General features: G+C 68.8%; 26 protein-coding genes. 13 read left to right on the top strand and 13 right to left on the bottom strand.

Going from position 1 to position 25,716, the window contains the following annotated elements:
* Positions 1–53: 53 nt before the first annotated feature.
* Both ASF43_RS25830 and proC read left to right on the top strand, forming a co-directional pair.
* A complete protein-coding gene (locus tag ASF43_RS25830; RefSeq protein WP_056187841.1) occupies positions 54–1,184 on the top strand; it encodes an esterase-like activity of phytase family protein in 1,131 nt (376 codons plus the stop codon).
* Positions 1,181–2,008, top strand: a complete 828-nt coding sequence (gene proC / locus ASF43_RS25825) for a pyrroline-5-carboxylate reductase (protein ID WP_056187838.1) — start codon at positions 1,181–1,183, stop codon at positions 2,006–2,008. The genes ASF43_RS25830 and proC overlap by 4 nt, the downstream gene beginning before the upstream one ends.
* On the opposite strand, the gene ASF43_RS25820 is transcribed toward proC, so the two are convergent.
* Genes ASF43_RS25820 through ASF43_RS25810 form a run of 3 tightly spaced genes read right to left on the bottom strand, consistent with a single transcriptional unit; the run spans position 2,009 to position 5,534 of the window.
* A complete protein-coding gene (locus ASF43_RS25820; protein WP_056187834.1) occupies positions 2,009–2,806 on the bottom strand; it encodes a VOC family protein in 798 nt (265 codons plus the stop codon). It lies immediately after the preceding gene.
* On the bottom strand, positions 2,806–3,804 hold the full coding sequence (locus ASF43_RS25815; protein ID WP_056187831.1) for a tripartite tricarboxylate transporter substrate binding protein: 999 nt from the start codon (positions 3,802–3,804) through the stop codon (positions 2,806–2,808). The genes ASF43_RS25820 and ASF43_RS25815 overlap by 1 nt, the downstream gene beginning before the upstream one ends.
* A 35-nt stretch (positions 3,805–3,839) precedes the next feature.
* On the bottom strand, positions 3,840–5,534 hold the full coding sequence (locus ASF43_RS25810; protein ID WP_156373524.1) for a thiamine pyrophosphate-binding protein: 1,695 nt from the start codon (positions 5,532–5,534) through the stop codon (positions 3,840–3,842).
* A 53-nt stretch (positions 5,535–5,587) separates the two neighbouring features.
* On the opposite strand from ASF43_RS25810, the gene ASF43_RS25805 reads away from it, so the two are divergent.
* The 5 genes from ASF43_RS25805 to ASF43_RS25795 all read left to right on the top strand — a co-directional run bounded on the left by ASF43_RS25805 (position 5,588) and on the right by ASF43_RS25795 (position 10,032).
* Entirely contained in the window at positions 5,588–6,283 is a 696-nt protein-coding gene (locus ASF43_RS25805; protein ID WP_056188556.1) for a GntR family transcriptional regulator, read from the top strand.
* Between the two features lie 131 nt (positions 6,284–6,414).
* Complete coding sequence (locus ASF43_RS25800; RefSeq protein ID WP_056187828.1) at positions 6,415–7,962, top strand: Fic family protein; 1,548 nt, start codon at positions 6,415–6,417, stop codon at positions 7,960–7,962.
* A 220-nt stretch (positions 7,963–8,182) separates the two neighbouring features.
* Complete coding sequence (locus tag ASF43_RS32070; protein ID WP_255358163.1) at positions 8,183–8,305, top strand: hypothetical protein; 123 nt, start codon at positions 8,183–8,185, stop codon at positions 8,303–8,305.
* A 499-nt stretch (positions 8,306–8,804) separates the two neighbouring features.
* On the top strand, positions 8,805–9,443 hold the full coding sequence (locus ASF43_RS31005; RefSeq protein WP_156373523.1) for a DUF5343 domain-containing protein: 639 nt from the start codon (positions 8,805–8,807) through the stop codon (positions 9,441–9,443).
* Entirely contained in the window at positions 9,436–10,032 is a 597-nt protein-coding gene (locus ASF43_RS25795; protein WP_056187825.1) for a Swt1 family HEPN domain-containing protein, read from the top strand. The genes ASF43_RS31005 and ASF43_RS25795 overlap by 8 nt, the downstream gene beginning before the upstream one ends.
* Positions 10,033–10,100: 68 nt before the next feature.
* On the opposite strand, the gene ubiA is transcribed toward ASF43_RS25795, so the two are convergent.
* From ubiA to ASF43_RS25770, 5 genes are all read right to left on the bottom strand, one after another.
* Positions 10,101–11,018, bottom strand: coding sequence for a 4-hydroxybenzoate octaprenyltransferase (ubiA, locus tag ASF43_RS25790; RefSeq protein WP_056187822.1), 918 nt, complete (start codon positions 11,016–11,018; stop codon positions 10,101–10,103).
* A 4-nt stretch (positions 11,019–11,022) separates the two neighbouring features.
* Complete coding sequence (locus ASF43_RS25785; protein ID WP_056187820.1) at positions 11,023–11,532, bottom strand: Dps family protein; 510 nt, start codon at positions 11,530–11,532, stop codon at positions 11,023–11,025.
* A gap of 108 nt (positions 11,533–11,640) precedes the next feature.
* Complete coding sequence (locus ASF43_RS25780) at positions 11,641–12,597, bottom strand: LysR substrate-binding domain-containing protein (RefSeq protein ID WP_056187817.1); 957 nt, start codon at positions 12,595–12,597, stop codon at positions 11,641–11,643.
* Between the two features lie 22 nt (positions 12,598–12,619).
* Positions 12,620–14,695, bottom strand: a complete 2,076-nt coding sequence (gene recG, locus ASF43_RS25775) for an ATP-dependent DNA helicase RecG (RefSeq protein WP_056187815.1) — start codon at positions 14,693–14,695, stop codon at positions 12,620–12,622.
* 68 nt (positions 14,696–14,763) lie between these two features.
* Entirely contained in the window at positions 14,764–15,741 is a 978-nt protein-coding gene (locus ASF43_RS25770) for a TIGR01777 family oxidoreductase (RefSeq protein WP_056187812.1), read from the bottom strand.
* Between the two features lie 70 nt (positions 15,742–15,811).
* Between ASF43_RS25770 and queA the strand changes: the two genes are divergently transcribed.
* From queA to ASF43_RS25745, 5 genes are all read left to right on the top strand, one after another.
* A complete protein-coding gene (queA, locus tag ASF43_RS25765) occupies positions 15,812–16,879 on the top strand; it encodes a tRNA preQ1(34) S-adenosylmethionine ribosyltransferase-isomerase QueA (RefSeq protein ID WP_056187808.1) in 1,068 nt (355 codons plus the stop codon).
* A gap of 10 nt (positions 16,880–16,889) precedes the next feature.
* Complete coding sequence (locus tag ASF43_RS25760) at positions 16,890–17,105, top strand: AbrB/MazE/SpoVT family DNA-binding domain-containing protein (RefSeq protein ID WP_056187805.1); 216 nt, start codon at positions 16,890–16,892, stop codon at positions 17,103–17,105.
* Positions 17,102–17,500: a type II toxin-antitoxin system VapC family toxin gene (locus tag ASF43_RS25755; RefSeq protein ID WP_235578366.1), complete on the top strand. Its 399-nt coding sequence runs from the start codon at positions 17,102–17,104 to the stop codon at positions 17,498–17,500. The genes ASF43_RS25760 and ASF43_RS25755 overlap by 4 nt, the downstream gene beginning before the upstream one ends.
* Positions 17,500–18,663, top strand: a complete 1,164-nt coding sequence (gene tgt, locus ASF43_RS25750; protein ID WP_056187802.1) for a tRNA guanosine(34) transglycosylase Tgt — start codon at positions 17,500–17,502, stop codon at positions 18,661–18,663. The genes ASF43_RS25755 and tgt overlap by 1 nt, the downstream gene beginning before the upstream one ends.
* A gap of 105 nt (positions 18,664–18,768) precedes the next feature.
* A complete protein-coding gene (locus ASF43_RS25745) occupies positions 18,769–19,845 on the top strand; it encodes an AI-2E family transporter (protein WP_056187799.1) in 1,077 nt (358 codons plus the stop codon).
* A 14-nt stretch (positions 19,846–19,859) separates the two neighbouring features.
* On the opposite strand, the gene ASF43_RS25740 is transcribed toward ASF43_RS25745, so the two are convergent.
* The 5 genes from ASF43_RS25740 to ASF43_RS25720 form a co-directional block, all read right to left on the bottom strand.
* Entirely contained in the window at positions 19,860–20,246 is a 387-nt protein-coding gene (locus tag ASF43_RS25740; protein WP_056187797.1) for a DUF3597 domain-containing protein, read from the bottom strand.
* Positions 20,247–20,400: 154 nt separating this feature from the next.
* Positions 20,401–21,450 carry a zinc ribbon domain-containing protein gene (locus tag ASF43_RS25735; RefSeq protein ID WP_056187794.1) on the bottom strand — a complete coding sequence of 350 codons (1,050 nt, stop codon included), beginning with the start codon at positions 21,448–21,450 and terminating at the stop codon, positions 20,401–20,403.
* A 12-nt stretch (positions 21,451–21,462) separates the two neighbouring features.
* Positions 21,463–22,269, bottom strand: coding sequence for a DUF2145 domain-containing protein (locus ASF43_RS25730; RefSeq protein WP_056187791.1), 807 nt, complete (start codon positions 22,267–22,269; stop codon positions 21,463–21,465).
* A complete protein-coding gene (locus tag ASF43_RS25725; protein WP_056187788.1) occupies positions 22,269–22,757 on the bottom strand; it encodes a hypothetical protein in 489 nt (162 codons plus the stop codon). Before ASF43_RS25725 ends, ASF43_RS25730 begins: the two co-directional genes overlap by 1 nt.
* Before the next feature lie 159 nt (positions 22,758–22,916).
* A complete protein-coding gene (locus tag ASF43_RS25720) occupies positions 22,917–24,845 on the bottom strand; it encodes an MFS transporter (protein WP_056187784.1) in 1,929 nt (642 codons plus the stop codon).
* A gap of 139 nt (positions 24,846–24,984) precedes the next feature.
* Here ASF43_RS25720 and ASF43_RS25715 point away from each other — a divergent pair, with 139 nt between their 5' ends.
* Positions 24,985–25,716 (top strand): helix-turn-helix transcriptional regulator, encoded by a 732-nt coding sequence (locus ASF43_RS25715; protein WP_056187781.1) that lies wholly within the window; start codon positions 24,985–24,987, stop codon positions 25,714–25,716.

The raw sequence follows: 25,716 nt of genomic DNA, 5'->3' as shown, positions 1-25,716 counted from the left end.
CGTGCGCGCGCCCGGCCCGCGGCGCTGCAGCCTCGCCTAGACTTGCGCGCTGCATGCCCCGCTCGACCCCCCTCTCCCGCCGCCGCCTGCTCGCCGCCACCGCCCTCGGTGCCACGCTGGCGGGCTGCGGCGCCGCCCCTGCGGCCCCGCCCGCGTCCCGCAATCCGGCCCTGCGCCTGATCGGCGAAACCCGCCTGCCGCACCGGCTGCGCTTTCAGGACACCACCGTCGGCGGCCTCTCGGGCCTGGACTACGACCCGGTGCGCGACCTCTGGTACGCCATCAGCGACGACCGCGCGGCGCCGCGCTTCTACACGCTGCGGCTGCCCGTCACGGCCCAGGGCATCGGCCCGGCCGAGCTGTTGAGCGTGCAGCCCCTGCAGCCCAACGACCGGCCCGACCCCGAGTCCATCCGCTGGCGTGCCGCCACCGGCACGCTGCTGTGGTCCGGCGACGGCAACATCGCGCGCGGCCAGCCGCCCACGCTGCGCGAGTCCGCCACCGATGGCCGCACGCTGCGCAGCTTTGCGTTGCCGCCGCATTTCGCCATCGACCCGGCCGGCCTGAGCGGCCCGCGCGACAACCTGGGCTTCGAGGGCCTGACGCTGACGCCCGATGGCCGCGGCGCCTGGGCGGCGATGGAAAACGCGCTGCAGCAGGACGGCCCCATCCCGCGCGTGGGCGCCGTCGGCGGCCCCTGCCGCTTCACCTTGTTCGACCTGGCCAGCGGCCAGGCCATCGCCCAGCGCGCCTACGTCCCCGAGGCGATTCCGCAGGCGCCGCGCCTGCCGCTGACCTATGCCGACAACGGCGTCAGCGAGGTGCTGATGCTCAACGCGCAGACGATGCTGGTGCTGGAGCGCGCCTACATGGCCGGCGTGGGCAATGCGCTGCGGCTCTTCCGCGTGGACCTGGCCAGCGGCAGCGACACGCTGGCCCTGCCCGCGCTGCAGGGTGCGGCATTCACGCCGCTGCGCAAGACGCTGGTGGCCGACCTGTCGGCCTACCTGGGCCCTGGCCTGGCCAAGCTGGACAACAGCGAATGCCTGGCCTGGGGCCCGATGCTGCCGGCCGCGAACGGCCAGGCCCAGCAGCGCACGCTGGTGCTGCTCAGCGACGACAACTTCAACCCCATGCAGGTCACGCAGTTCGTGGCCTTCGCCGTTTCGGAATTCCTCACATGAACACCGCCACCCACTCCCCCATCGCCTTCATCGGCGGCGGCAACATGGCCAGCGCCATCATCGGCGGCCTGGTGCGCCAGGGCCTGCCGGCCGACCGCGTGCTGGTCGTCGAACCGTTCGCCGAGGCGCGCGCCAAGCTGGCCGCCGACCATGGCGTGCAGGCCCTGGAACAAGCCGGCCCCGCGCTGGCGCAGGCCACGCTGGTGGTGTGGGCCGTGAAGCCGCAGGTCTTCAAGGACGCGGCAGCGCCCGTGCGCGCCCATGCCGGCGGCGCACTGCACCTGAGCGTGGCAGCCGGCATCCGCAGCGACAGCATCGCGCGCTGGCTGGGCAGCGAGCGCATCGTGCGCGCCATGCCCAACACGCCCGCGCTCGTGGGCCAGGGCATGACGGGCCTGTTCGCGCGCAGCGCCGTCACGGCCGACGACCGCCAGCGCGTGGAGCAGGCCCTGGCCTCGACCGGCGAGTCGCTATGGGTGGCCGAGGAATCGCAGCTGGACGCTGTGACCGCGCTGTCCGGCTCCGGCCCGGCCTATGTGTTCTATTTCCTTGAAGCCATGGTGCAGGCCGGCGTGGCCATGGGCTTGCCGGCTGAACAGGCACAGCGCCTGGCCGTGGGCACCTTTGGCGGTGCGACCGAACTGGCCCGCCGCTCCGACGAGCCGCTGGAAACCCTGCGCCAGCGCGTGACGTCCAAGGGCGGCACGACCTACGCGGCCATCACGTCCCTGCAGCAGGCCCAGGTGGGCGAGGCCTTCGTGCGCGCCATGCAGGCGGCCGAGCAGCGCGCGCGCGAACTGGGCGACGAGTTCGGCGCGGGCTGATCAGCCTGCCACGGTGTCGATCGCGGCGCCGTGGCTCAGTGCCGCGTCCAACGCCTGCGCGGCCGGGCCGCGCAGCGTGAACGCGCAAGGGCCTTGCCCGCGCGCCTGCGCCCAGGTTGCCAGCACACCACCACCCGCCTGCGCGGCACCGGCAGGCTCGACCAGCACCAGGCTGGTGTTGCCCAGTTCCACCTGGACGATGCGCAGGCCACTGCCGGCCAGCACGAAGGGCGCACCGACCTGCGCCTCGGGGCCGAGCAGCGCCCGCCAGCGCTGGCGCGTGACCGCGAGGTCGGCCACGGCGATGGCCAGACCGGCCACGCCCGTGGCGCCATTGGCGTGTTCGCGCGCGGCGCCCCCGGGCACGCGCCAGTCGCGCGGCGTGATGTCGCCACACAAAAACGGCACATCGGGCGTGGCATGGCGGGCCGTCTGCCATTGCAGTTCGCGGCCATCGGGCCGCTTGCGCGCCCCGTTGCGCGCCTCCAGCGCCAGGCCGCGCTCACGTGCGGCCTGGGCCACGGCCACTGTGTCGTCCGGCAGCAGCGCGAAGTCGACCGGGCCTTCGCCGAACTGCTGCAGGTCGCGCCACCAGCGCTCCTGCGGCGCGGGCGCCTGCCAGGCGATCAGCTCCAGGTAGGCGCCGTCCGCGAACACCACCAGCGCGTTGTGCGAGGTGCGCCCCGGATGCTGGCCGCCGGGCGTGACGGTGAAGCCCAGCGCCTGGTAGTCGGCCACCGCCTGCGCCAGATCGTGCACGGCGATGACGATGTGGTCGAGCTGCAAGACAGCCGCCATCAATCCTCCAGCTTGAGGTTCGCGGCCTGCACGAAGGCGCGCCAGCGCTCGTACTGCTCGCGCGTGTAGCGGTCCACCGTCGGCCCGTCGGTGGCCATGACTTCGAAGCCCGCCGCCGTGAGCCGCTGGTGCACCTCGGGGTCGTGCAGCGCGGCCTGGAAGACGTCGGTCAGCTGCTTCAGCGTGCCGGCTGGCGTGGCCGCGGGCGCGAAGATGCCGATCCAGGAATAGGCCTCGAAGCCGGGGAAGCCGGACTCGGCGACCGTCGGCACGTCGGGCAGCTCGGGCAGGCGGCGCGCGCCGGTGACGGCCAGCGGCTTGATCTTGCCGGCCGCGATCTGGCCGCGCAGCGCTGCGTAGCTCAGCAGCGTGAGGCTGGAGACCTCGCTGAGCACGGCCTGCACGGCCGGGCCGCCGCCCGAGTACGGCACGTGCAGCAGCTCGGCGCCGGAGCGCTTCTTGATGTCCTCGGCCACCAGGTGGTTCATGGAACCGAGGCCCGTGGAGGCGTAGTTGAACTTGTTGGGCGCGGCCTTGGCGGCATCCAGGAAGGCGCGCAAATCCTTGCCCGGCACCGAGGCCGCGGCCCCGATCACGAGCGGGAAACGCAGCGCCAGCGTGACGCCAGCAAAGTCCTTGAAGGTGTCGTAGGGCAGCTTGGACTTGGCGACGGGGTTGATCGCGTGCGTGTCGAACCCCACCAGCACGGTGTTGCCGTCCGGCGCCGAGCGCGCCACGTACTGCGTGGCCAGCTGGCTGGCCGCGCCGGGCTTGTTGTCCACCACCACGGGCCGGCCCAGGCGCTCGGCCAGCTTGGGCTGGATGATGCGCGCCGCGATGTCGGTGCTGCCCCCGGGCGGGAAGGTGATGATGAGCTTCAGCGTCGCATCGCTGGCGGCCTGGGCGAAGGCCAGCGGCGCGCCCGCCAGGCCGGCGAACGCCAGGGCACCGGCCTGCAGGGCGCGGCGGCGGGAGGAACGAGAGGGAGATGAGGTCATCGGCTGGCTCGCTGGTCGGTTCAAGAAAAAAGGGCTCAACCCATCCACTGGCTGACGGGCACGGCCGTGTCCTGCAGCTCCTGGGACAGCACGTCGACCAGGGCCGGGCCGTCGTGGCGCAGGGCGGCGCGCAGCGCGTCTTCGAGCTGGGCCGGATCGCTCACGCGCCACGCCTTGACGCCGAAGGCCTCGGCCACGCGCGCGTGGTCGGTGCGCGTGAAGTCCACCGAGAAGTAGCGCTGGCCGTAGCCCTCTTTCTGGCTGGCCTTGATCCAGCCGAACACGGCATTGGAGAACACCACCATCTTGAGCGGGATCTTGCGGCGCACCAGCGTCTCCATCTCGCCGCAGGTGAAGCCGAAGCTGCCATCGCCCATCACCGAGACCACGGGCGCGTTCGGGCGCCCCACCTGCGCGCCGATGCCCGCGGCCAGCGAGAAGCCCAGCGCGCCCTGGGCCCGGTTGGTGATGAACTGGCGGCCCGATCGCGCGGCATTGAAGTAGGCCGAGAAATACGGGCACGGCGTGCCGGGGTCGGCCACGACCACCGCATCGTCGGGCAGCAGCTTGTTCAGCAGGTCGACCACGCGCTCGGGCTTGATAGGGGTGTCCAGAGATGCAGCCAGCGGTGCGAACTTGGCCTGCTTGGCGGCACGCGCCGCGCGCGCCAGCGCCACGCCCGCGCCCGCTTGCCGCGGCCGGCCGGCCAGGTGCGGCAGCAGCGCGCCGTGCAAGGCCTGCAGGGCCAGCAGGGCGTCGCCGACCAGCGCCACGTCGGTACGGTAGTTGGCGCCGATCACCATGGGGTCCACATCGATGTGCACGATGGTCACGCTGCGCGCCGGCACGCGCCAGTTCTCGGTGCTGGTGGAGCCGGCGCGGCAGCCGATGAACAGCACCAGGTCGGCCTGTTGCACGACCTCGCGCGTGGCCGTGATGCCGCCGTTGGCGCCGACCACGCCCGCGTTCAGCGGGTGCGTGTCGGCCAGGCTGCCCTGGCCGCTCACGGTGGTGCAGACCGGCGCGTCGATCAACGTGGCCAGTGCGTCCAATGCCTCGCAGGCGCCGGCGATCACCACGCCGCCGCCGCACACGATGACGGGCGCGCGCGCGGCGGCCAGGCGCTCGGCCGCCTGCTCGACGGCCGCCGGGTCGGGCGCGCTGCGCATCGCGGGGAAGCGGTCGTGCCCGGGCTGGGCCCACAGGTCGGCCGGGTCGGCCTCATGCTTCTGCAGGTCGTAGGGCAGGCAGATGTGGGCCGAGCCGGGCTTGCCCGTGGTCATGGCGCGGAAGGCGCCGCGCACCGCGCCGGGGATCTGGTCGACGCGGTCCACCGTGGTGTTCCACTTGGTCAGCGGGCGGTACAGGGCCTGCTGGTCCAGCTCGGTCAGCGGGTACTTGCCGCGCGAGCCCACCGACACATCGGAGGTGATGCCCAGCACCGCGATCGACGACTCGTTGGCCTCCACCAACGCCGGCAGCAGGTAGGTGGCGCCGCCGCCGCTGGGGCCTTCGCACACGCCCACCTTGCCCGTCACACGCGCATAGCCGTCGGCCATGTAGCCGGCGCTGCGCTCGTCGCGCGTGAGGATGTGGTCGATGCCGTGGTCCAGCCGCGCCATGGCGTCGTAGAACGGCAGGCTGGTGTCGCCACACAGCCCGAAGATGTGGCGCACGCCATTGAGTTGCAGCATGCGCACCAGCGCGTCGGCACCGTTGAGAGAGGTCATCAGGTCGCTCCGTGGATTCGCTTCAGTATCGTGCTCAGTATACTGAGCGGGCCATGAAGACCTCACCCGCCCCCATTTCCGCCGTGCGCCGCGAGCGCGGTTCCAGCGTGCTGAGCATCCTGCGCGACATGGCGATCTCCTACCAGTTGAAGCCCGGCGAGCGCCTGAGCGAGATCGAGCTGGCCGAGCGCCTGGGCGTGAGCCGCACGCCGGTGCGCGAGGCGCTGAACACGCTGGCGACGGATGGTTTCCTGGTGGCGTCCAGCCGCGGCTTTGTGCGGCGGCCGCTCGACATCCAGGAGATGCAGGACCTGTACGAAGCGCGCATGGCCGTGGAGCGCGAATGCCTGCGCCTGGCGATGGAGCGCGCCACGGCCGAGCAGGTGCGCGCGCTCATCACCTTCCTGGAACACAGCAAGTCGGTGGCGCCCGACACCCCGGTGCGCGAGCTGGTGGCGCTGGACGAGAGCTTTCATCTGCAGATCGCCGACATGGCCGGCAACGCCGAGCTGCGGCGCATGCTGGCCAGCCTGAACGAGCGCATCCGCTTCATCCGCTGGATCGACATGGAGACCGTGGGCCGCGACTCCACGCAGAAGGAACACCGGCAGATCGCGCGGGCGCTGAAGGCGCGCGACTGGGCGGCGGGGGAGAAGCACCTGGGCGCCCACATCGGCCTGCGCCGCGACCAGATCGTGGAGGCGATCACGCGGGGGTTGGCGCGGATTTATTTGGTGGAGGGGCTTTGAGCTGCTTGCGACAACAAGAGCCCCCTCTGTTCGACTACCGCTCCGTTTTAATCGAAATCTTGACGCACGCCTGAAATCTAATCAATATCTCACGCACCTAATCGTTTTCTGGGCTGTCCCCCAGTTCCTCAATGCCCGACTGGATCGGATACCGCTGGTTGGCCGACCGGTACGGCGTGGTGGCCGTCCAGGCGTTTCGCGTGGACAGTGCGATCGGCACATCGCGTGCGACCGTCCGGGACAACGGTTACGTCCATGAACGGTATCCGCCTGCTGCCCGGCCCGCGGCGTCCCTGGCGGGCCACCTGACCTTCGCCCTCAAGCACGAGGGCGTCCACCTGGAATTCCTCGCACGCCTGTTCGACGCCGCGCCGGCCGCTGAACTGCAAGCCTGGGTCGCCGCAGAACCCACCGGGCAGTACGCCCGCCGCGCCGGCTTCTTCTACGAGTACCTCACGGGTCGCAGGCTCGATGTCCCGGGCGTCGCGGCCGGCAACTATGTGACCGCGCTCGATGCAGAGACCTACCTGACCGCTTCCCGATCAACAAACAACCAGCGGTGGCGGGTGCGCGACAACCTGCCCGGCTCGCGCGACTTCTGCCCCATGGTGATGCGCACGCCCGCCGTCCGGCAGGCCGAGCAGTACGCGTGTGCGGAGCATCTGGCGGCCCTCGAGGCGGAATTCGGCGCCGACATCCTGCAGCGCAGCGCTGTCTGGCTCACCATCAAGGAAAGCCGCGCCAGCTTTGCGATCGAGCGCGAAGAGCAGCATGTCGACCGGGTGCGGCGCTTCGCCGCCGCGATGGAGCGCTGGTGCGGCCGGCACGAAGACCCGTTGTCGGAGGCGTCGTTAGGCGCATTGCAGGCCGAGATCCTGGGGCCGCGCGCGACGCGCTATGGCGTGCGGCGATCACCCGTGTTCGTCGGCGAGGTCGACGGATTCCGCGAGGTGGTCCACTACATCGCACCCCATTGGGACGATGCACCGCAGTTGCTGCGCGGATTGCGCGACTGCGCCGAGCGTACTGCGGGCGCCGCCGCCCTGGTCCGCGCCGCCGTACTGTCGTTCGGCTTCGTCTACATCCATCCGATGTCGGACGGCAACGGCCGCATCTCGCGCTTCCTGGTCAACGACGTGCTGCGGCGCGATGGCGCCGTGCCCGAGCCGTTCATCCTGCCGGTGTCGGCGACCATCACCAGCTCGGTGATCAAGCGCCGCGGCTATGACCAGGTGATCGAGCTGTTCTCGCAGCCCCTCATGCGCCGCTACACCGACGCCTGGCGCTTCGGGGCGGAGCAGCTGGCCGAGGACGGCGTGCGCACCAACCTGCAGTTCGACGGCTACGCGGACGCGTTGAACGCATGGCGATACCCCGACCTCACCGACCACGTCGAGTACCTCGCGGACATCGTGCGCGTGACCATCGAGCAGGAGATGCGCAAGGAAGCCGGCACCCTGCGAAGCCTTCGGCTGGCGCGCGAGCGCGTGAAGCAGGTGATCGAAGGCCCGGACACCGACATCGACCGCATCATCCGTTCGGTGCGCGATAACGGCGGCCAGGTGTCGAATACGTTGGTGAAGGAGTTTCCCGCGCTGGCGGACGACGCCATCGCAGCCGAACTCGTTGCTGCACTGCAGGTTGTCTTTCAGGGCGCGCCTGGGGACGGGACGCCGTGACCATGGCGCGCTCCTGGTCGCGTCGAGCCGCCGCTTCGCGCGCCGGCTGCTGTCCATCCAGGAAATGCAGGAACTGTATGAAGCGCGCATGGCCGGCAACGCGAGTGCCTGCGCCTGGGGATGGGGCGCGCCACGACCAAGCAGGTCCGCGCGCTGACCACTTTCCTGGAGCACAGCATGGCGGTGCCGACCGATACACCGGTGCGCGAGCTGGTGGCGCATGCTGGCCAGCCTGAATGAGCGCATCCGCTTCACCCGCTGGATCGACATGGAGACCGTGGGCCGCGACTCCTCGCATGAGGAACACCACCAGATCGCGCGCGCACTCAAGGCGCGCAACTGAGCGGCGGGCGAGCGCCACCTGGGCGCCCACATCGGCCTGCGCCGCGAGCAGATCGTGGAGGCGATCACGCGCGGGTTGGCGCGGATTTATTTGGTGGAGGGGCGGTCAGATGCTTGCGGTATCGAGAGCCGACCTCTCTGGTCCGCGCCTTTTGTTATTCGAAATTCTTACGTCTGGTCGAAATCCAATCAAGATCGCAGGCATTTATTCGTTTTCTGGGCGGTCCCCAAAATCCTCTACGCCGCCTGGATTAGTTATCGCTGGCTGGCCGAACAGCAGGGCGTCAGCACTGTCTAGGCGTTTCGCACGGAAGTGCCATCGACCCACCGCGTGCGCTCGTGCGCGAGCAGCGTTACGTCCACGAACGGTATGCCACGGCCACTCGCAGAAGGGGTTAACTTGTTCTGATAAGTCGTGCAGCCTTGCACCTTTGATCGCCGTGCCAGCGCTCTTGCTTGCTAAACTGCCGTTTTCCCAACCGCTAACCATAGGAATTTGCGTGGCCAATCTTCCCTACGTGACGTCTTCCAGTTCTTTGAAAACGGCGTTTGACAAGATACGCTCGGCAGCGACTCCGCCTCGTGTAACGACCGACTTCGTTAACACCGTCTTGCAGATCAAAGGTGGCACAGGCGGCGCAATCACGCCATTTCTCAAACGCGTGGGGTTTGCAGCATCAGACGGGACACCAACGGAGTTGTATAGGCGTTTCCGCAACCCCCTATCGGGTGGCCCCGCAATGGCTGAAGCAGTGCGCTTCGGCTACACCGAACTGGTGAAGGCGAACGAATACTTCTATCGCCTTTCCGACAAAGAGCTGTTCGCTTTGATAGTACAGGTTACTGGAGCGGATGCTGAAAATTCCGCCGCGAAGATGACCCTCGCTTGCCTGAAGGTTCTGAAGAGCTTTGCGGATTTTGAGTTGGTTGAAGCCAAGCCTACTATTGACGAACGAGCACGTGCGGACGAGCAAATCCGACAACCAATACAAGTACAACAGCAGCGGTCGCAAGACGGCCGCGTCGGCTTGAATCTATCTTATACAATTAACCTCAACCTGCCTGCGACAGCGGACCAGGCGGTTTTTAACGCAATCTTTCGGAGCCTGAAGGAGCATCTGCTCTCATCAAATGAGTAAAGACATACTGGAAAAAGTCAAAGCATTTGGAATGACTAATCAGATGCTTTCCGAAGATCTCAGTCGGATCGCTCGCGCAAACGGGGTCGAACTTGGGCACACAGCAGTCGCACCCCAGACAGTAGAAGACGACTACTATCCTCAGTTTGATCTTGCGGTCCGAGCTGAAGCCGCATCGATGGCTAAGCACTACGAAATTTTCTACTCCCTCGAAACCTCTATTAGAGTTCTTGTTTCACAGACAATAGAAACGGCCGAGAAGACAGACGAATGGTGGTCTTCCGCTCGAATTCCGCAAGCCATTAAAGCCGAAGTATTATCGCGCATCCAAAAGGAGATAGATGCAGGAGTAACCCGCCGCTCTATGGATGAACTGGACTACACAACATTTGGCGAGCTATCCGATTTAATTCAAACCAACTGGGACATCTTTGGGGGCAGCTTATTCACAAGCAAAAGAGCCGTCCAAAAAGTCATGGCGAGCCTCAACGCGCTCAGAAATCCGATAGCTCACTGCTGCCCGCTGGCCGAGGACGAGAAATTGCGGCTGCAGCTGACTGTTCGCGACTGGTTCCGGTTAATGGAATAGCCGGACTGCGCGCTGGCTAACAATAGTGACGGAGTTGGGGCGCCGATGACACGGTCGCCTTCATGTTTTCAGCGCAACGCATAGCTCCCCACAATCCCGGCAAACACCGCAAACCCCACCCAGTGGTTGAGCCGGAAGGCCTTGAAGCAGCCTTCGCGCGTGCGGTCCTTGATCAGCGTCGCGTGCCACAGCACCTGCGCGGCGGCCGCGGCGATGCCCAGCACGAACAGCCCGCCCGGCACCAGCGGGCGCAGCGCCAGCGTCCAGATCGCCAGGAACAACGCGTAGCTGATCAGCACGCCCGCCACGTCGAAGCGGCCCAGCGTGATGGCCGAGGTCTTCATGCCGATCTTGAGGTCGTCGTCGCGGTCAACCATGGCGTATTCGGTGTCATACGCGATGACCCAGAACAAATTGCCCAGCAGCAGCAGCCAGGCCAGCGCGGGCACGCTGGCCCAGGCGGCCTGCAAGCTCCAGTCGGCCGCGCCGCCGCGCACGGCCGCAAACGCCATGGGGATGCCGAAACTGAACGCCACGCCCAGCACGGCCTGCGGCATGGACACGAAGCGCTTGGCGAACGGGTAGACCAGCGTGACGGCCAGCGCCGCGAACGACCAGACGATGGTGGCCTTGTTGGTCGTGAGCACCAGGCCGAACGCGGCCAGCGCCAGCACGGCGCCGAAGACCAGGGCCTCGCGCACGCTGATGCGCCCGCTGGTCACGGGCCGCTGCGCGGTGCGCTTGACGTGCTTGTCGAAATCGCGGTCGGCCACGTCGTTCACGCAGCAGCCGGCGCTGCGCATGAGGATGGTGCCCAGCACGAACACGGCCAGCAGGTGCCAGCCGGGAAAGCCGCCGGCCGCCACCCACAGCGCGCTGAGCGAGGGCCACAGCAGCAGCAGCCAGCCAGCCGGGCGGTTCCAGCGGATCAGGTCGAGGTAGAGCTGCAGCCGGCTGGTGGGCGCGGCTGCGGTCGATGCGACCAAGGGCTCACTCCTCCAGCAGCGAGCGCAGCATCCAGGCGGTCTGCTCGTGCACGGTCAGGCGCTGGGTCAGCAGGTCGGCCGTGGGCTCGTCGCTGGCCTTGTCGGCCACGGGGAACAGCTCGCGCGCGGTGCGGGCCACGGCTTCGTGGCCCTTGACCAGGATGCGCACCATCTCCAGCGCGGCAGGCGGCTCGACGGGCGCATCGGGCAGGCTGGCGAGCTGGCTGAACTGCGTGTACGAGCCCGGCGCCTTGTGGCCCAGCGAACGGATGCGCTCGGCGATCGGGTCGACGGCGTTCCACAGCTCGGTGTACTGGGCCATGAACATCGCGTGCAGCGTGTTGAACATGGGGCCGGTCACGTTCCAGTGGAAGTTGTGCGTGGTGAGGTACAGGGTGTAGGTGTCGGCCAGCAGGCGCGACAGGCCCTTGGCGATGGCGGCGCGGTCCTTGTCGCTGATGCCGATGTTGATGCTGGGCGCGCCGGTGGCGCTGGTCTTGCTGCTCTTGGCCATGGAATCTTTCGGTTGGTGCAAAAGGGAACGGGGATTCTCAGACATGCGCGCGGGCCGGGGCAAGCCAGGCCGGGCCATGCCGGCGATCGCCTGGCCCTCGCCTTGAGCTCAAGACAGGCGCTTGACGCCTGGCAACTCGCAGGCGTAGATGGCATTGCGCAACGCGGCGATGGCCTCGTAGCGCGTGAAGCTGCGGCGCCAGGCCAGCACCACGCGGCGGGTGGGCGGGTCGCCGTCGAAGGGCAGGTATTTGACGTAGGGCTCTTCGTCGCGCCGGCGCTTGCTCTTGGGTGCGTCCAGCGCGCCGCGCGGCACGCCCAGGCGGGGCACCAGCGTGACGCCCATGCCGGCGGCCACCATGTGTTTGATGGTCTCCAGCGACGAGCCTTCGAAGCTGCGGCGGATGCCCTCGGCGTCGCTGGAGAAGCGCGCGAACTCGGGGCAGACCTCGAGCACGTGGTCGCGGAAGCAATGGCCGTTGCCCAGCAGCAGCATGGTCTCGGCCTTGAGCTGCGCGGCCGTGATGTGGTTCTGCGCGGCCAGCGGGTGGCTGGTGGGCACGACGGCCAGGAAGGGCTCGTCGTACAGCGGCGCGATGGCCAGGCCGGTGTCGGGAAAGGGCTCGGCCATGATGGCGCAGTCCAGCTCGCCGGTGCGCAGCGATTCGAGCAGCTTGACGGTGAAGTTCTCCTGCAGCATCAGCGGCATCTGCGGCGTGCGCTCGATGGCCTGGCGCACCAGGTCGGGCAGCAGGTAGGGTGCGATGGTGTAGATCACGCCCAGCTTCAAGGGCCCGGCCAGCGGGTCTTTGCCGCGCTTGGCGATCTCCTTGATGTTGGCGGCCTGCTCCAGCACGCTCTGCGCCTGGCGCACGATCTCTTCGCCCAGCGGCGTGACGGCGACCTCGTTGGCGCTGCGCTCGAAGAGCTTCAGGTCCAGCTCTTCTTCGAGCTTCTTGATGGCCACCGACAGCGTGGGCTGCGACACGTAGCAGGCCTCGGCGGCCTTGCCGAAGTGCTTTTCCCGGGCAACGGCGACGATGTACTTCAGCTCGGTCAGGGTCATGGCAGGTATTGTGACGCTGGCCCTAAGCCTTGAGGAACTCGGCCTTTCCCCCCAGCCAGCGATGGACGTGCCGCTCGGCCAGCTCCGGGTACCGGTCCAACATCACCGGGGCCAGCGCGCGCGCCCAGGCCAGCAGCTCGGCGTCGGTGCTGAGGTCGGCGAAGCGCAGCAGTGCCGCGCCGGACTGGCGCGCGCCCAGGAACTCGCCCGGCCCGCGGATCTCCAGGTCGCGGCGGGCGATCTCGAAGCCGTCGTTCGTTTCCACCATGGCCTTGAGCCGTTCGCGCGCGACCTGGCCCAGGCGTGGCGCATCGCCGGTGGAGAACAGCAGCACGCAGGCCGATGCCGCCGCGCCACGCCCCACGCGCCCGCGCAGCTGGTGCAGCTGCGACAGGCCGAAGCGCTCGGCGTGCTCGATGACCATCAGCGAGGCGTTGGGCACATCCACGCCGACCTCGATCACCGTGGTGCTGACCAAGAGCCCCATGAGCCCGTCGGTGAACAGCGACATGACGGCCTTCTTCTCGGCCGGGGCCATGCGCGAGTGCAGCAGGCCCACGAGCACGCCGGGCAGCACGTCGGCCAGCGCGGCATGTGTGGCCGTGGCGTTGGCCAGGTCCAGCGCCTCGCTCTCTTCGATCAGCGGGCAGACCCAGTAGACCTGCCGGCCTTCCTCGATCTGGCCGCGGATGCGCTCGATGACCTCGTCGCGGCGCGCGTCGTGCACCACGCGCGTGAGCACCGGCGTGCGGCCGGGCGGCAGCTCGTCGATGGTGGAGACGTCCAGGTCGGCGTAGTAGCTCATGGCGAGCGTGCGCGGGATGGGCGTGGCGCTCATCATCAAGAGGTGCGGCTCCTGGCCCTCGGCCGCGAGCTTGCCGCGCAGCGCCAAGCGCTGGGCCACGCCGAAGCGGTGCTGCTCGTCGATGACAGCCAGGCCCAGGCGCTGGAACTGCACCTTGTCCTGGATCACGGCATGCGTGCCGACGACGAGCGCGGCCTCGCCGCTGGCGATGAGCGCCAGCATGGTGTCGCGCTCCTTCTTCTTCTGGCCGCCAGCCAGCCAGGCGATGCGCTTGCCGTGCGCGGCCAGCAGCGGGTCCAGCCAGCCCACGAGCTTGCGGAAATGCTGCTCGGCCAGGATCTCGGTGGGCGCCATCAGCGCGCACTGCCAGCCGGCGTCCATGCAGACGGCGGCCGCCAGTGCCGCGACCACGGTCTTGCCCGAGCCCACGTCGCCCTGCAGCAGCCGGTGCATGGGCAGGGCGCGGGCCAGGTCGGCCGTGATCTCGGCCACCACGCGCTGCTGGGCGCCGGTCAGCGCGAATGGGAGCGCCTGCAGCAAGGCGGCGTGGAGTGCGGGGCCGTCGGTGCGCGGCTGCAGCACGGGCGCGCGCAGCCGGCCACGCTCGCGCTGCGCCGTCAGCTGCGACAGCTGCTGCGCAAGCAGCTCCTCGGCCTTGAGCCGCTGCCAGGCCGGGTGGCTGCGGTCGGCCAGGGCCTCCACCGACACGTCGGGCGTGGGGTGGTGCAGGAACTCCAGCGCCTGGCGCAGGCTCCAGGCCACGGGCGACTGGCCGGGCGGCAGCGTCTCGCGCAGCTCGGCCCGCGCCAGGCCCGCGAGCACGGCGCGGCGCAGGTAGTTCTGCGGCAGGGCGGCCGTCGTGGGGTAGATGGGCGTCAGCGCCGTGGGCAGCTCGCCCGTGGCGGCGCGGAACTGCGGGTGCAGCATGGTGCGGCCCATGAAACCGCCACGCACCTCGCCGCGCACCAGCACGCGCGCACCCGGCGCCAGCGCTTTCTGGTGCGAGGGGTAGAAGGTGAAGAAGCGCAGGGTGCAGGTGTCGCTGCCGTCGTCCACGGTCACCAGCAACTGGCGGCGCGGGCCGAGCTTGACTTCGCAGGCCTGCACCGTGGCCTCGATCTGCGCCACCTCGCCGTCGCGCACGTCGGCCAGCCGCACGATGCGCGTCTCGTCCTCGTAGCGCAGCGGCAGGTGCAGGGCCAGGTCGATGTCGCGTTGCAGGTCCAGCTTCAGCAGCGCGCGCTGGGGGGCGCTGAGCTTGGCCGAGGCAGCGGGTGGAACGGTCTTGGTCACCGCACCACCTCGGTTCTGCGCACTGCGGGACTGCGCCTCCTCGGGCGACGGACGAGGCTCACGGGCACTCAGCGCAGGTCGGCCAGCGCGGCCTGCGCATCGGCGAATCGGAACGCGAAGCCGCTACGCAGCAACGCTGCCGGCACGACGCGCTGGCCCTTGCGCAGCAGATCGGCCTGCTCACCCAGCAACAGGCGCAGCGGCAGGCCCGGCGTGGGGAACAAGCTGGGCCGGTGCATCAGCCTGGCCGCAATGCGGCTGAACTCGGCCTGCCGCACGGTGCCCGGCGCCGTCACGTTGTAGACCGGTGTGGCGGGCGGCTGGCCGGCGTCATGCGCCTGGCGCGCCAGCGTCCAGGTGTGGGCGATGGCGCGCAGCAGGTCCTCCACGTGCACCCACGAGAACCACTGCCGCCCACCGGCCAGCGGCCCGCCCAGGCCCAGCGAGATCGGCAGCAGCAGTTGCGGCAGCGCGCCGCCGCGGCCCAGCACCACGCCCAAGCGCAGGCGCACGACCTCCACACCCAGCGGCGCCGCGCGCAAGGCCGCCTGCTCCCAGCGCTGGCACAGCTGCGACATGAAGATGGGCTGCGGTGGCGCGTCTTCGGCCAGGGCCGTGTCGTCGCCCGGCGCCTGCACGCCGTAGTAGCCCACGGCCGAGGCCGACACCAGCAGCCAGGGCCTGCGCGCCAGCCCCGCCATCCAGTCGACCAGCCGGTTCGTCAGCCCTTCGCGGCTGGCGAGCAGCTGAGCGCGGCGCGCGTCTGTCCACGGCAGGCCCAGGATGCGCGCGCCGGCCAGGTTGATGACCACGTCGCAGGGCTGCTGCTGCGCGACGTCCTGCAGCCGCGCCACGCAGCGCACCCCGGTGCCGAGGTGGCGCGACGCAGCGGCCACGTCGCGCGTCCAGACGGTGACCTGGTGGCCGTCACGCAGCAACTGCTGCACGAGCAGCCGGCCGATGAAGCCCGTCCCCCCGGTCACGAGCACATGCTGCGGCACGGGGCCAAAGCGGATCGGGGCAGGCGTCGTGGTGGTGGAAGGCATCGGGGGATTTTGCATGGCGTGGGAGAATCGCGCCCCTCACTTGGAACGGGCCTGTCCAGCCCTCAAGGCCATGCGCTCCTTCACGCTCTCCGATTTCGATTTCGACCTGCCGCCCGCACTGGTGGCGCAACACCCCGCCCTGGAGCGCAGCGCCTCGCGCCTGCTGGACGGAACGGCCGCCACCCCCATCGACCGCATCTTCCGCGAACTGCCCACGCTGCTGCGCGCGGGCGACCTGCTGGTGTTCAACGACACCCAGGTCGTCAAGGCCCGGCTGTTCGGCGAGAAGCCCACGGGCGGCAAGCTGGAGCTGCTGGTCGAGCGCGTGCTGCAGGGCCAGGAAGTGGTCTGCCACATGAAGGTCAGCAAGAAGCCGGCCGTGGGCACCACGCTGCAGATGGTGGGCGGCTTTCGCGCCACCCTGCTGGGCCGCTGGCCAGCGGACGACGGCCCGCTGTTCCGCTTCGCGTTCGAGAGCGACCAGGGCGAAGACCCCTACGCGCTGATGGCCCGCTGCGGCCATGTGCCGTTGCCGCCCTACATCACGCACGCCGATTCATCGGAAGACGAGCGCCGCTACCAGACCGTGTTCGCGCGCGTGCCCGGCGCCGTGGCCGCGCCCACGGCCGCGCTGCATTTCGACGAAGCGCTGCTGGCTGCGCTGGACGCGCGTGGCGTGCAGCGCGCCAACGTCACGCTGCACGTGGGCGCGGGCACGTTCCAGCCCGTGAAGACCGAGAACATCGCCGAGCACCACATGCACGCCGAACGCTACGAGGTGCCGCCCGCCACGCAGCAGGCGATTGCCGACTGCAAGGCACGCGGCGGCCGCGTGGTGGCCGTGGGCACGACAACCGTGCGCACGCTCGAATCGTGGGCCAAGAGCGGCGAGCCGCGCGGCGACACGACCATCTTCATCACGCCGGGCTTTGCGTTCCGGCATGTCGACGTGCTGGTCACGAATTTCCATTTGCCCAAGAGCACGCTGATGATGCTGGTGTCCGCCTTTGCGGGCTACGAGCACGTGATGGCGCTGTACCGCCATGCGGTGCACGAGGGCTACCGCTTCTTCAGCTATGGCGATGCCATGCTGCTGGAGCGGGCTTCCACTATCGATCAAACAACCGTACAACGATAAAACCATCGATATGAAAAGCAACATCGTCACCGTGTCGCCCAAGTACCAGGTGGTGATTCCGCAGTCGGTGCGCGAGCACCACGACATCCAGCCTGGAACGAAGATGGCCGTGCTGGACTTCGGCAACTTCATCCGCCTGGTGCCGGTCAAGCCTGCCGCGGCCTGCATCGGCATTGCCGCGGGCCTGCGCAACACCGACATCGACGACGACCCGGAGCGCTTTTGAGCCGCGCGGCCAAACGCAGCCCGGTGCCCGGGCCGCTGGTGCTCGACAGTTCCTGCTGGCTGGAGTTCTTTGGCCAGACGGATCGCCTGGAACTGTTCCGCGCGCCGATCCTGGCGGTCGAGCAACTGATCGTGCCCGTCATCACGGTCTACGAGGTCTACAAGAAGATCCACCGCGAACTGGGCGAAGACACGGCCAACGAAGCGGCCGCGCTGATGCAGTGCGGCGACGTGGTGGAATTGAGCCTGCCGCTCACGCTCTCGGCCGCCTCCAACGGCCTGCCCCTGGCCGACGGCCTGATTTACGCCATCGCCCAGGCGCGTGGCGCCACGTTGTGGACCCAGGACGCCCATTTCCACGGCCTGCCGGGCGTGCGCTACTTTTCCAAAACCTGATGCTCGACTTCAACCTCCTCGCCACCGACCCCACCAGCCACGCCCGCCGCGGCACGCTGACGCTGAACCACGGTGTGGTGCAGACGCCCATCTTCATGCCCGTGGGCACCTATGGCACCGTCAAGGGCGTGATGCCGCGGTCGCTCGAAGAGATGGGCGCGCAGATCATCCTGGGCAACACGTTCCACCTGTGGATGCGGCCGGGGCTGGACGTGATCCGCCAGTTCGGCGGGCTGCACCGCTTCGAGGTGTGGGACAAGCCCATCCTCACGGACTCGGGCGGCTTCCAGGTCTGGAGCCTGGGCGCCATGCGCAAGATCAGCGAAGAGGGCGTGAAGTTCGCCTCGCCCGTCAACGGCGACAAGCTGTTCCTCACGCCCGAGGTCAGCATGCAGATCCAGACCGATCTGAACAGCGACATCGTGATGCAGTTCGACGAGTGCACGCCCTACGACACCAAGGGCCACATCACGACCGAGGCCGAGGCGCGCAGCTCCATGGAGCTCAGCCTGCGCTGGGCCGAGCGCTGCCGCGCAGAGTTCGCGCGCCTGCAGAACCCCAACGCCCTCTTCGGCATCGTGCAGGGCGGCATGTTCGAGCACTTGCGGCAGGAGTCGCTGGACCAGCTCGTGGCCATGGACTTCCCCGGCTACGCCATCGGCGGCGTGAGCGTGGGCGAGCCCAAGGACGAGATGCTGCGCATCATGGCGCACACGCCGCACCGGCTGCCGGCGCACAAGCCGCGCTACCTGATGGGCGTGGGCACGCCGGAGGACCTGGTCGAGGGCGTGGCCCAGGGCGTGGACATGTTCGACTGCGTGATGCCCACGCGCAATGCGCGCAACGGCACCATCTTCACGCGCTACGGCGACCTGAAGATCCGCAACGCCAAGCACCGCAGCGACGAGCGTCCGCTGGACACCACCTGCACCTGCCATGCCTGCGCCGGCACCAGCGGCGTCGCCATGGGCAGCGGCGGCTTCTCGCGCGCCTACCTGCACCACCTGGACCGCTGCGGCGAGATGCTCGGCCCGATGCTCACCAGCATCCACAACCTGCACTACTACCTGAACCTCATGCGTGAGGTGCGCGAGGCGCTGGACGCGGGGGACTTCGCGGGATTCCGCAAGCGATTTGCGGCGGACCGGGCGCGCGGGGTGTAGCCGCTCCAGCGCTTGATTTGGGCCTGAGTCCGCAACGCGGTGGGGCTTCTGGATACCGCCACATGTGCATGGTTATATTGGCCGCTCCCCAATCTTCCGCCATCGATGCGCCCCGTCCTCCAAGCCCCCCTGATCGCGCGCTTCCTGCTGCTGCTGGTGCTGGCCGCCGGCGTCTACTTCTTCCGCGGCTTCCTGGTGCCGGTGCTGGCGGCGCTGATCATCGGCTTTGCGAGCTGGCCCCTGTACGAGCGGCTGGTGCGGCGCTGCGGCGGGCGCACGCCGCTGGCGGCCAGCCTGGCGACGCTGCTGGTGGTGCTGCTGCTGGTCGTGCCGATGACGCTGGCCTTGCACTATGCGCTGCAGGAGGCCGGCACCTTCATCCAGTGGCTGCTGCGCGCCAACCGCGACGGCGCGCCCGTGCCGCGCTGGATCGAGGCCTTCCCGCTGGCCGGTGAGCGCATGGCCGCCTACTGGCGCGACCACCTGGGCGAGCCCGGCGCGCTGGGCGAGTGGGTGCAGATCCTGAGCGGCCAGCACATCGGCAACATCTACCGGCTGGCGCTCGCCACCACGGGCAATTTGCTGCAGCTGGCGCTCACCATTTTGTTCATGCTGATCACGCTCTTCTTCCTGTTCAAGGACGGCGCGCGCTTCGCCGCGCAACTGGACGTGGTGGGCGAGCGCACCCTGCCGCTGCGCTGGCAGCGCTTCTCGCGCGTGGTGCCAGCCACCGTCAGCTCCACGGTCACCGGCATGGGCCTGATCGCGCTGGGCGAGGGCCTGGTGCTGGGCGTGGCCTACTGGATCGCCGGCGTGCCCTCGCCCGTGCTGCTGGGCGTGGTGACGGGCTTCATGGCGCTGATCCCGGGCGGCGCGCCGCTGGCCTTCACGCTGGTGTCGCTCTACCTGGTCGGCGCGGGCCACCTGGCGGCCGGCGTGGGCCTGTTCGTCTGGGGCTCGGTGGAGCTGTTCATCGTCGACAAGACGCTGCGCCCGCAGCTGGTCGGCGGGCCGGTCAAGCTGCCGTTCCTGCCGACCTTCTTCGGCCTGGTCGGCGGCGTGAAAACGATGGGTTTCGTGGGCCTTTTCGTCGGCCCGGTGCTGATGGCGCTGCTGGTGGCCATCTGGCGCGAGTGGCTGCACAGCATCCAGGCCGAGACGCCAGCGCCGCCACGGCGCTGACGCGGCCCGGACGATCAGTCGCGCAGTTCGGCCGGCACGGTGCCGCCGTTCGCGGCGATGCGCGTCATCACCTGGCGGTGCAGCCACAGGTTCCAGCCGGCCGAGCCGGGCTCGTCGCTGCCGGTGTAGATCAGCTCGTTGGCCAGTTCCTTGCGCGCCGCCAGGCTGCTGTCCAGGCCCAGCAGCTTGAGCAGGTCGACGATGGAGGTGCGCCAGTTCAGCGCGGCCGCGCCGGGCATCGCGTCGAGGATGGGCGTCACGTCACCCAGGGGGATGGACGGCGGCGGTGCGGGGGTGGCCGATGCCGTGGTCGAGGTCGTGGCCGCAGGCGGCGCAGCGACGACTTCAGCCGCGTTGGCAGAGGGAAATATCTTGGAAAAAATCTTGCCGAAAAAGCTCATGTGGGGTGCTCCTGTTGGATTGGACTGAGGTCTGCTGCGCGCGACATGCGACGCAGGTGGTGCTTCTAACACGCCCCATGGCGCCAAACCGGCGCCAAGGCCGGCAGGCCCGTGCGCAACTGCCCAATCGCGCAGATGTTGCATCCGCTTACCGTCAGGTGGTGGGCGCCGCAGCGGCAGCCGTGCCGCAACCAGGGCAGAAGCGCGCGAACGCACTCTTGCGCCGGTCGCACGCGCGGCAATGGTCGAACAGGCCGATGCCGCAGTGCGGGCAGAAGTCGATCGCCGGGTCCTTCAGGTCCACGCCGCGCTCGCAGCCCGGGCACACGCCCTTGCCCAGCCGTGTCAACGCCACGTCGTAGCTGAGCTCGTGGCGGCGCACGATGTCGGGCTGGTCTTCGGCCAGCTTCTGGCGCGCGAGGTAGCGGTTCAGCGCCACGATGGCGTAGCGGCCGGCCAGCACGGTGAGCACGATGCCCACGATGTAGCGCACATAGCCGCCGTAGCTGGGCAGGTAGGGCACCAGCTCGACGAAGAACGCGAACAGCGCGAAGAAGATGAAGCCCCAGACGAAGGGCCACCAGGTGCTCTTGCGCTTCTTCACGAACAGCCAGCCGGCGATGGCCAGCAGCGGCAGCGTCAACGCCAGGCGGTAGCCGAACACGCGCAGCTCGATCCGGCGGTGTTCAGCCTGCAGGCCCTGCTGCGCCGCGGACTCCAGCTCGCCCAGCTGCTGGCGCACCCGCTCGAGCGACTGCTCGGCATCGAGCGACGACTGCCGCAGCGCGTCGATGCGCTGCTGGGCCTTGCCCTCGCGCGCCTTCAGGGCGTCGAGCGCCTGCGTGCGCGCGATCAGCTCGGCGTCCTGGTCGGGCTGCGAGGTGGCGCGCCGCGTGGCCAGCCAGTTGGTGAAGGTCTCGCGCGCCGCCGCCGTGGCCTGCTGCGCCACCTGCAGCGCCAGCTCGGCCTGCTCGCGCGCGGCGCTGGTCTGCCGCTCGGCGCGCTCGCCTTCGCGCAGCTGCGCCCGCAGCGGCTCGGCCGCCGCACGGTCGATGAAGTCGTCGAGCCGCAACGTGCCCTCGACCTGCGGCAGGTCGCCCACCAGGCTGCCGCCCAGGCCGATCAGGAAGCTGGCGAACACGAAGGCCACCAGCCACAGGCCGCGGCGGAACCATTTTTCGGAAAGACGTAGCGCGTTGCTCATGGGAGTCTCAGGTCAAGGTGTCAATGTGACCGGTGCGGCGCCCAGGCCGGCCGCGGTCATCCAGGAGAAGACAGAGTCCACCGTCACGGTCTCGATCTGGTCCGAAAAGCGCTTGCTGTTTGGATGGTCGTCGAAGGCGATGTTGGCCGCCGTCATGCGCCCGCCCAGCCGCGTGAGCGGCCTGAGCGTGAGTACGGTGGGTGCATAGCCACTGGACTGGAGCCAGGCCTGGGCCTGCTGGCGGCTGGTGATCGTGCCGGGTTCCATGGCCATGGCCAGGGTCTCGATGGCCCACTGGTTGGACTGCTGGTATTTGTCGCCCCAGGCGTAGCTGACCAGGCTGTAGGGCTGGGCATGCAGGCGCGTGACCAGTGGCGGGCTGTCGATCAGCAAACGCAATTGCGCCTGCACCGCCGCACTGGGCACCACCCAGGCCGCCTCGTGGCGCCACAGGTCGTCCAGGAAAAAATCCGCCAGGCCCTGCCGGTAGATCGACGCGACTGCCTGCCCGCACTCGTTGAGCTTGTGGACCACGCGCCAGGGCCCGGCCTCCGTTTTGTACGCCAGGCCGAGGTGGGAGTAGCGCAGCCCATACTTCTCCAGGTTCCGGCCCGCGCGGGCCAGCACCACCACCCGTGCGCCGCTCGCGTCCAGTTGCTGCGAGGTCTTGAGCGCCAGGTCCAGGCCCGCCTGCACCGTGGCCGCCGTGAGCTTGAGCGGCTCGCATGAACGCCCGGCCTGGGCTGGCGACGGCAGCATGAGCAGGGCGGCGACCCACGACGCCACCAGGGCGCCGCCGATGCTTGCAGCGCCGCGCATCACAGCTTCTCGTTGTGCAGCAGGGCTTGTCCCACTGCGTTCGGGATGAAGGCAATCGCCTCGCCGGCAGCGGACAGCACCGTACCCGTGGCCATGGCGCTGGTGGTGACGACCGTGCCCAGCGCCAATGACGCGGTATCTGCGGCCTGGATGCCCAGCCGCACGCTGAACCGGGCACCGTCGGATGCGCGCTCCAGCACGTAGGCAGTGCCATCGGCCATCTTCTCGATGGCCATCACGGTCAAGGACATGGCCGCCTGCGCGGAATGCAGCGGTGCCGTGGAGGGCTTCTTCTCGTAGGCGGCAAATGCCGAGCCGGCCACGACAGCCACCGAGGCGATCGGCAACACAGACACCGCGAGCGAAACCTCGCTCTGCGCATGTGCCGTGGCCGGGGTGACCACCGCGGACAGGCTGGCGACCGCCAGCACGGCGGTGGCCACGGCACGCGTCCACGCGCTGGAATGCTTGGCAAGAAGTGTTTGCATGGTTTCTCTCCGGATGTAGTGAAGGAGCCGCAATGGTTGTGCACCGCCATCAGAAAGCATCAAGATATGTCAATCAACCACCGTCATGATGCCGCGAGTATCCCCATGCGATACCCGTCCGTGATGTCGCGCGGCCGGTCGCACTGGATGCTGTCGGCCTCAGGCGGCCGATCGCAGCAAGGCGGCCACCTCGCCCTGCAAGCCCTGTGGCGTCACCGCCCGGCCCACCACCGCCGGCCCCACGTCCAGCCCCACCCGGCTCCACACCCCGCGCCGGAACGGCCGCACCATGGCCCCGCCCTGCTCGATGCGGCTGAAGTACGAGCCCCACAGGTTGCTGAGCGCCATGGGTACCACGGGCACGTCCAGGCAGTCCTGCTGCGCCTGCGCCAGGATCTTCATGACGCCGCCCTTGAACGGCTGCAGGCTGCCGTCGCGCGTGATGCCGCCCTCGGGGAAGATGGCCAGCAGGTCGCCTTCGCGCAGCACGCGGGCCGCGGCATCGAAGGCCGCGGCGTAGGCGGCCGGGTCCTCCTTCTGCGGTGCGATCGGAATCGCCTTGGCCAGGCGGAATAGCCAGCCCAGCACCGGCACGCGGAAGATGCGGTGGTCCATCACGAAGCGGATCGGCCGCGGGCTGGCCGCCATGAGCAAGATGGCGTCGACGAAGCTCACGTGGTTGCACACCAGCAGCGCCGGCCCCGTGGTCGGGATGTGGGCATCGCCGCGCACCTGGAAGCGGTAGACGAAGTGCGACATCACCCACGCGATGAAGCGCAGCAGGTACTCCGGCACCAGCAGGAAGATGTAGGCCGCCACGAGGGCGTTGGCCAGGCCCGTGAACAAAAAGATCTGCGGCACCGTGAAGCCGGCCCCGAGCAGCGCGCCGGCGATCAGGCTGCTGGCGATCATGAACAGCGCGTTCAGGATGTTGTTGGCCGCGATGATGCGCGCCCGGTGCGTGGGCTGGCTGCGCAGCTGGATCAGCGCGTACATCGGCACGCTGTAGAGCCCTGCGAACAGCGACAGCAGCAGCAGGTCGGCCATCACGCGCCAGTGCGCGGCCTGGGCCGTGAACGCGCCGATGCCCATGATCTCGCGCGCCGGCAGGCCGCGCAGCGCGAAGTACAGGTCGATGGAGAACACGCTCATGCCGATGGCGCCCAGCGGCACCAGGCCGATCTCCACCTGGCGCCGGCTCAGCACCTCGCACAAGAGCGAGCCGGTGGCGATGCCGATGGAGAACACCACCAGCAGCAGCGAGGCCACCTGCTCGTTGCCGTGCAGCACCTCCTTGGCCAGGCTGGGGAACTGGCTCAGGAACACGGCGCCGAAGAACCACATCCAGCTGATGCCCAGCAGCGAGCGGAACACCACGATGTTGCCGTGCGCCAGCTTGAGGTTGCGCCAGGTCTCGGTGACGGGGTTCCAGTTGATCCTGAGCCCCGGGTCGGTGGCCGGCAGGCTGGGGATTCCCTGCGCAACCAGCCGGCCCAGCACGGCCAGGCCCAGGCAGCTGGCGGCCACCGTCGTGCGGCCGATCTCGGGGATGGCGATCAGCAGCCCGCCCGCGATGTTGCCCAGCAAGATGGCGACGAAGGTGCCCATCTCCACCATGCCGTTGCCACCGGTGAGCTCGCGCTCGGTCAGCACCTGCGGCAGGTAGGCGAACTTGACCGGGCCGAACAGCGTGGAGTGCAGGCCCATGAGGAAGGTGCAGCCCAGCAGCACGGGCACCTGCACGGCCACGCTGTCGCTCATGAAGCCCCAGGCGGCCAGCGCCATGATGGCGATCTCCAGGTTCTTCACGAAGCGGATCACGCGGGTCTTGTCCAGCTTGTCGGTGAGCTGGCCGCTGGTGGCCGAGAACAGCAGGAACGGCAGGATGAACAGCGCGCCGATCACCAGCCCGGCCATGGCCGGCGGCAGCCAGGACACGCTGAGCTGGTAGGTCACCATCACCGTGAAGGCGAACTTGAAGAGGTTGTCGTTGGCCGCGTTGGAGAACTGCGTCCAGAAGAACGGGCCGAAGCGGCGCTGGCCCAGCAGGGCGAACTGGTTCGGGTGATCGGCGTCGTGTGGGCCCATGGGCTGCGTTCCTGGAAAAACTTGCGGGCGATTGTGCCCGGGGGGTGGGCGCGCAGTCTGCCCCGGCCCGGCCGTGCGGCATCGGATACCGGCCGCCTCAGCACCAGCCGGTACGCCCGGTATCCATAATCGATACCGCATGAGCACCACCGCCGATCTCGTCGACGTCCTCAAAAAGGAACTCAAGGCCGCGCGCATGACCTATGCCGACCTGGCCCAATCGCTCGGCATGGCCGAGTCCAGCGTCAAGCGCATGCTGGCGAAAGGCGAGATGCCGCTGTCGCGCATCGATGCGATCTGCCGCGCGCTGCGGCTCGATTTCGCCGACCTCGCACGCCAGGTGGCCGACCAGCAGCCGCTGCTGGCCGAGCTGCGCGAGGACCAGGAGCGCGCCGTCGTGGCCGACAAGAAGCTGCTGCTGGTGGCCATCTGTGTGCTGAGCCAGTGGACGCTGGAGCAGATCACCTCCACCTACCGGCTGACAGAGGCCGAGTGCATCCGCCACCTGGCGCAGCTGGACCGCATCGGCATCATCGCGCTCAAGCCGCTGAACCGCTACCGCCTGAAGCTGGCCAAGACCTTCCGCTGGCGGCCGCATGGGCCGGTGATGCAGTTCTTCCGCGAAGACGCGCTGCTGGACTACTACGGCGGCGGCTTCGACGGCGCTGGCGAGGGCCTGCTGCTGGTGCACGGCAGCATCGGCCGTGCGCTGGCGCCGGCCTTCGTCGAGCGGCTGCAGCGGCTGGCGCAGGACTTCGCGCAGCAGCACCTGGCCGACCAGAAGCTGCCCGAGGCCCAGCGCGAGGGCTACACGCTGCTGCTGGCCATGCGCAGCTGGGAGTTCGCGGCCTTCACGGCACTGCGGCGCTGA

The organism is Pseudorhodoferax sp. Leaf267 (genome assembly GCF_001422405.1).
Classification (GTDB): Bacteria; Pseudomonadota; Gammaproteobacteria; order Burkholderiales; family Burkholderiaceae_C; genus Pseudorhodoferax.
The sequence above is the reverse complement of the archived record's forward strand: the minus strand, read 5'-3'. Positions and strand labels throughout refer to the sequence as shown.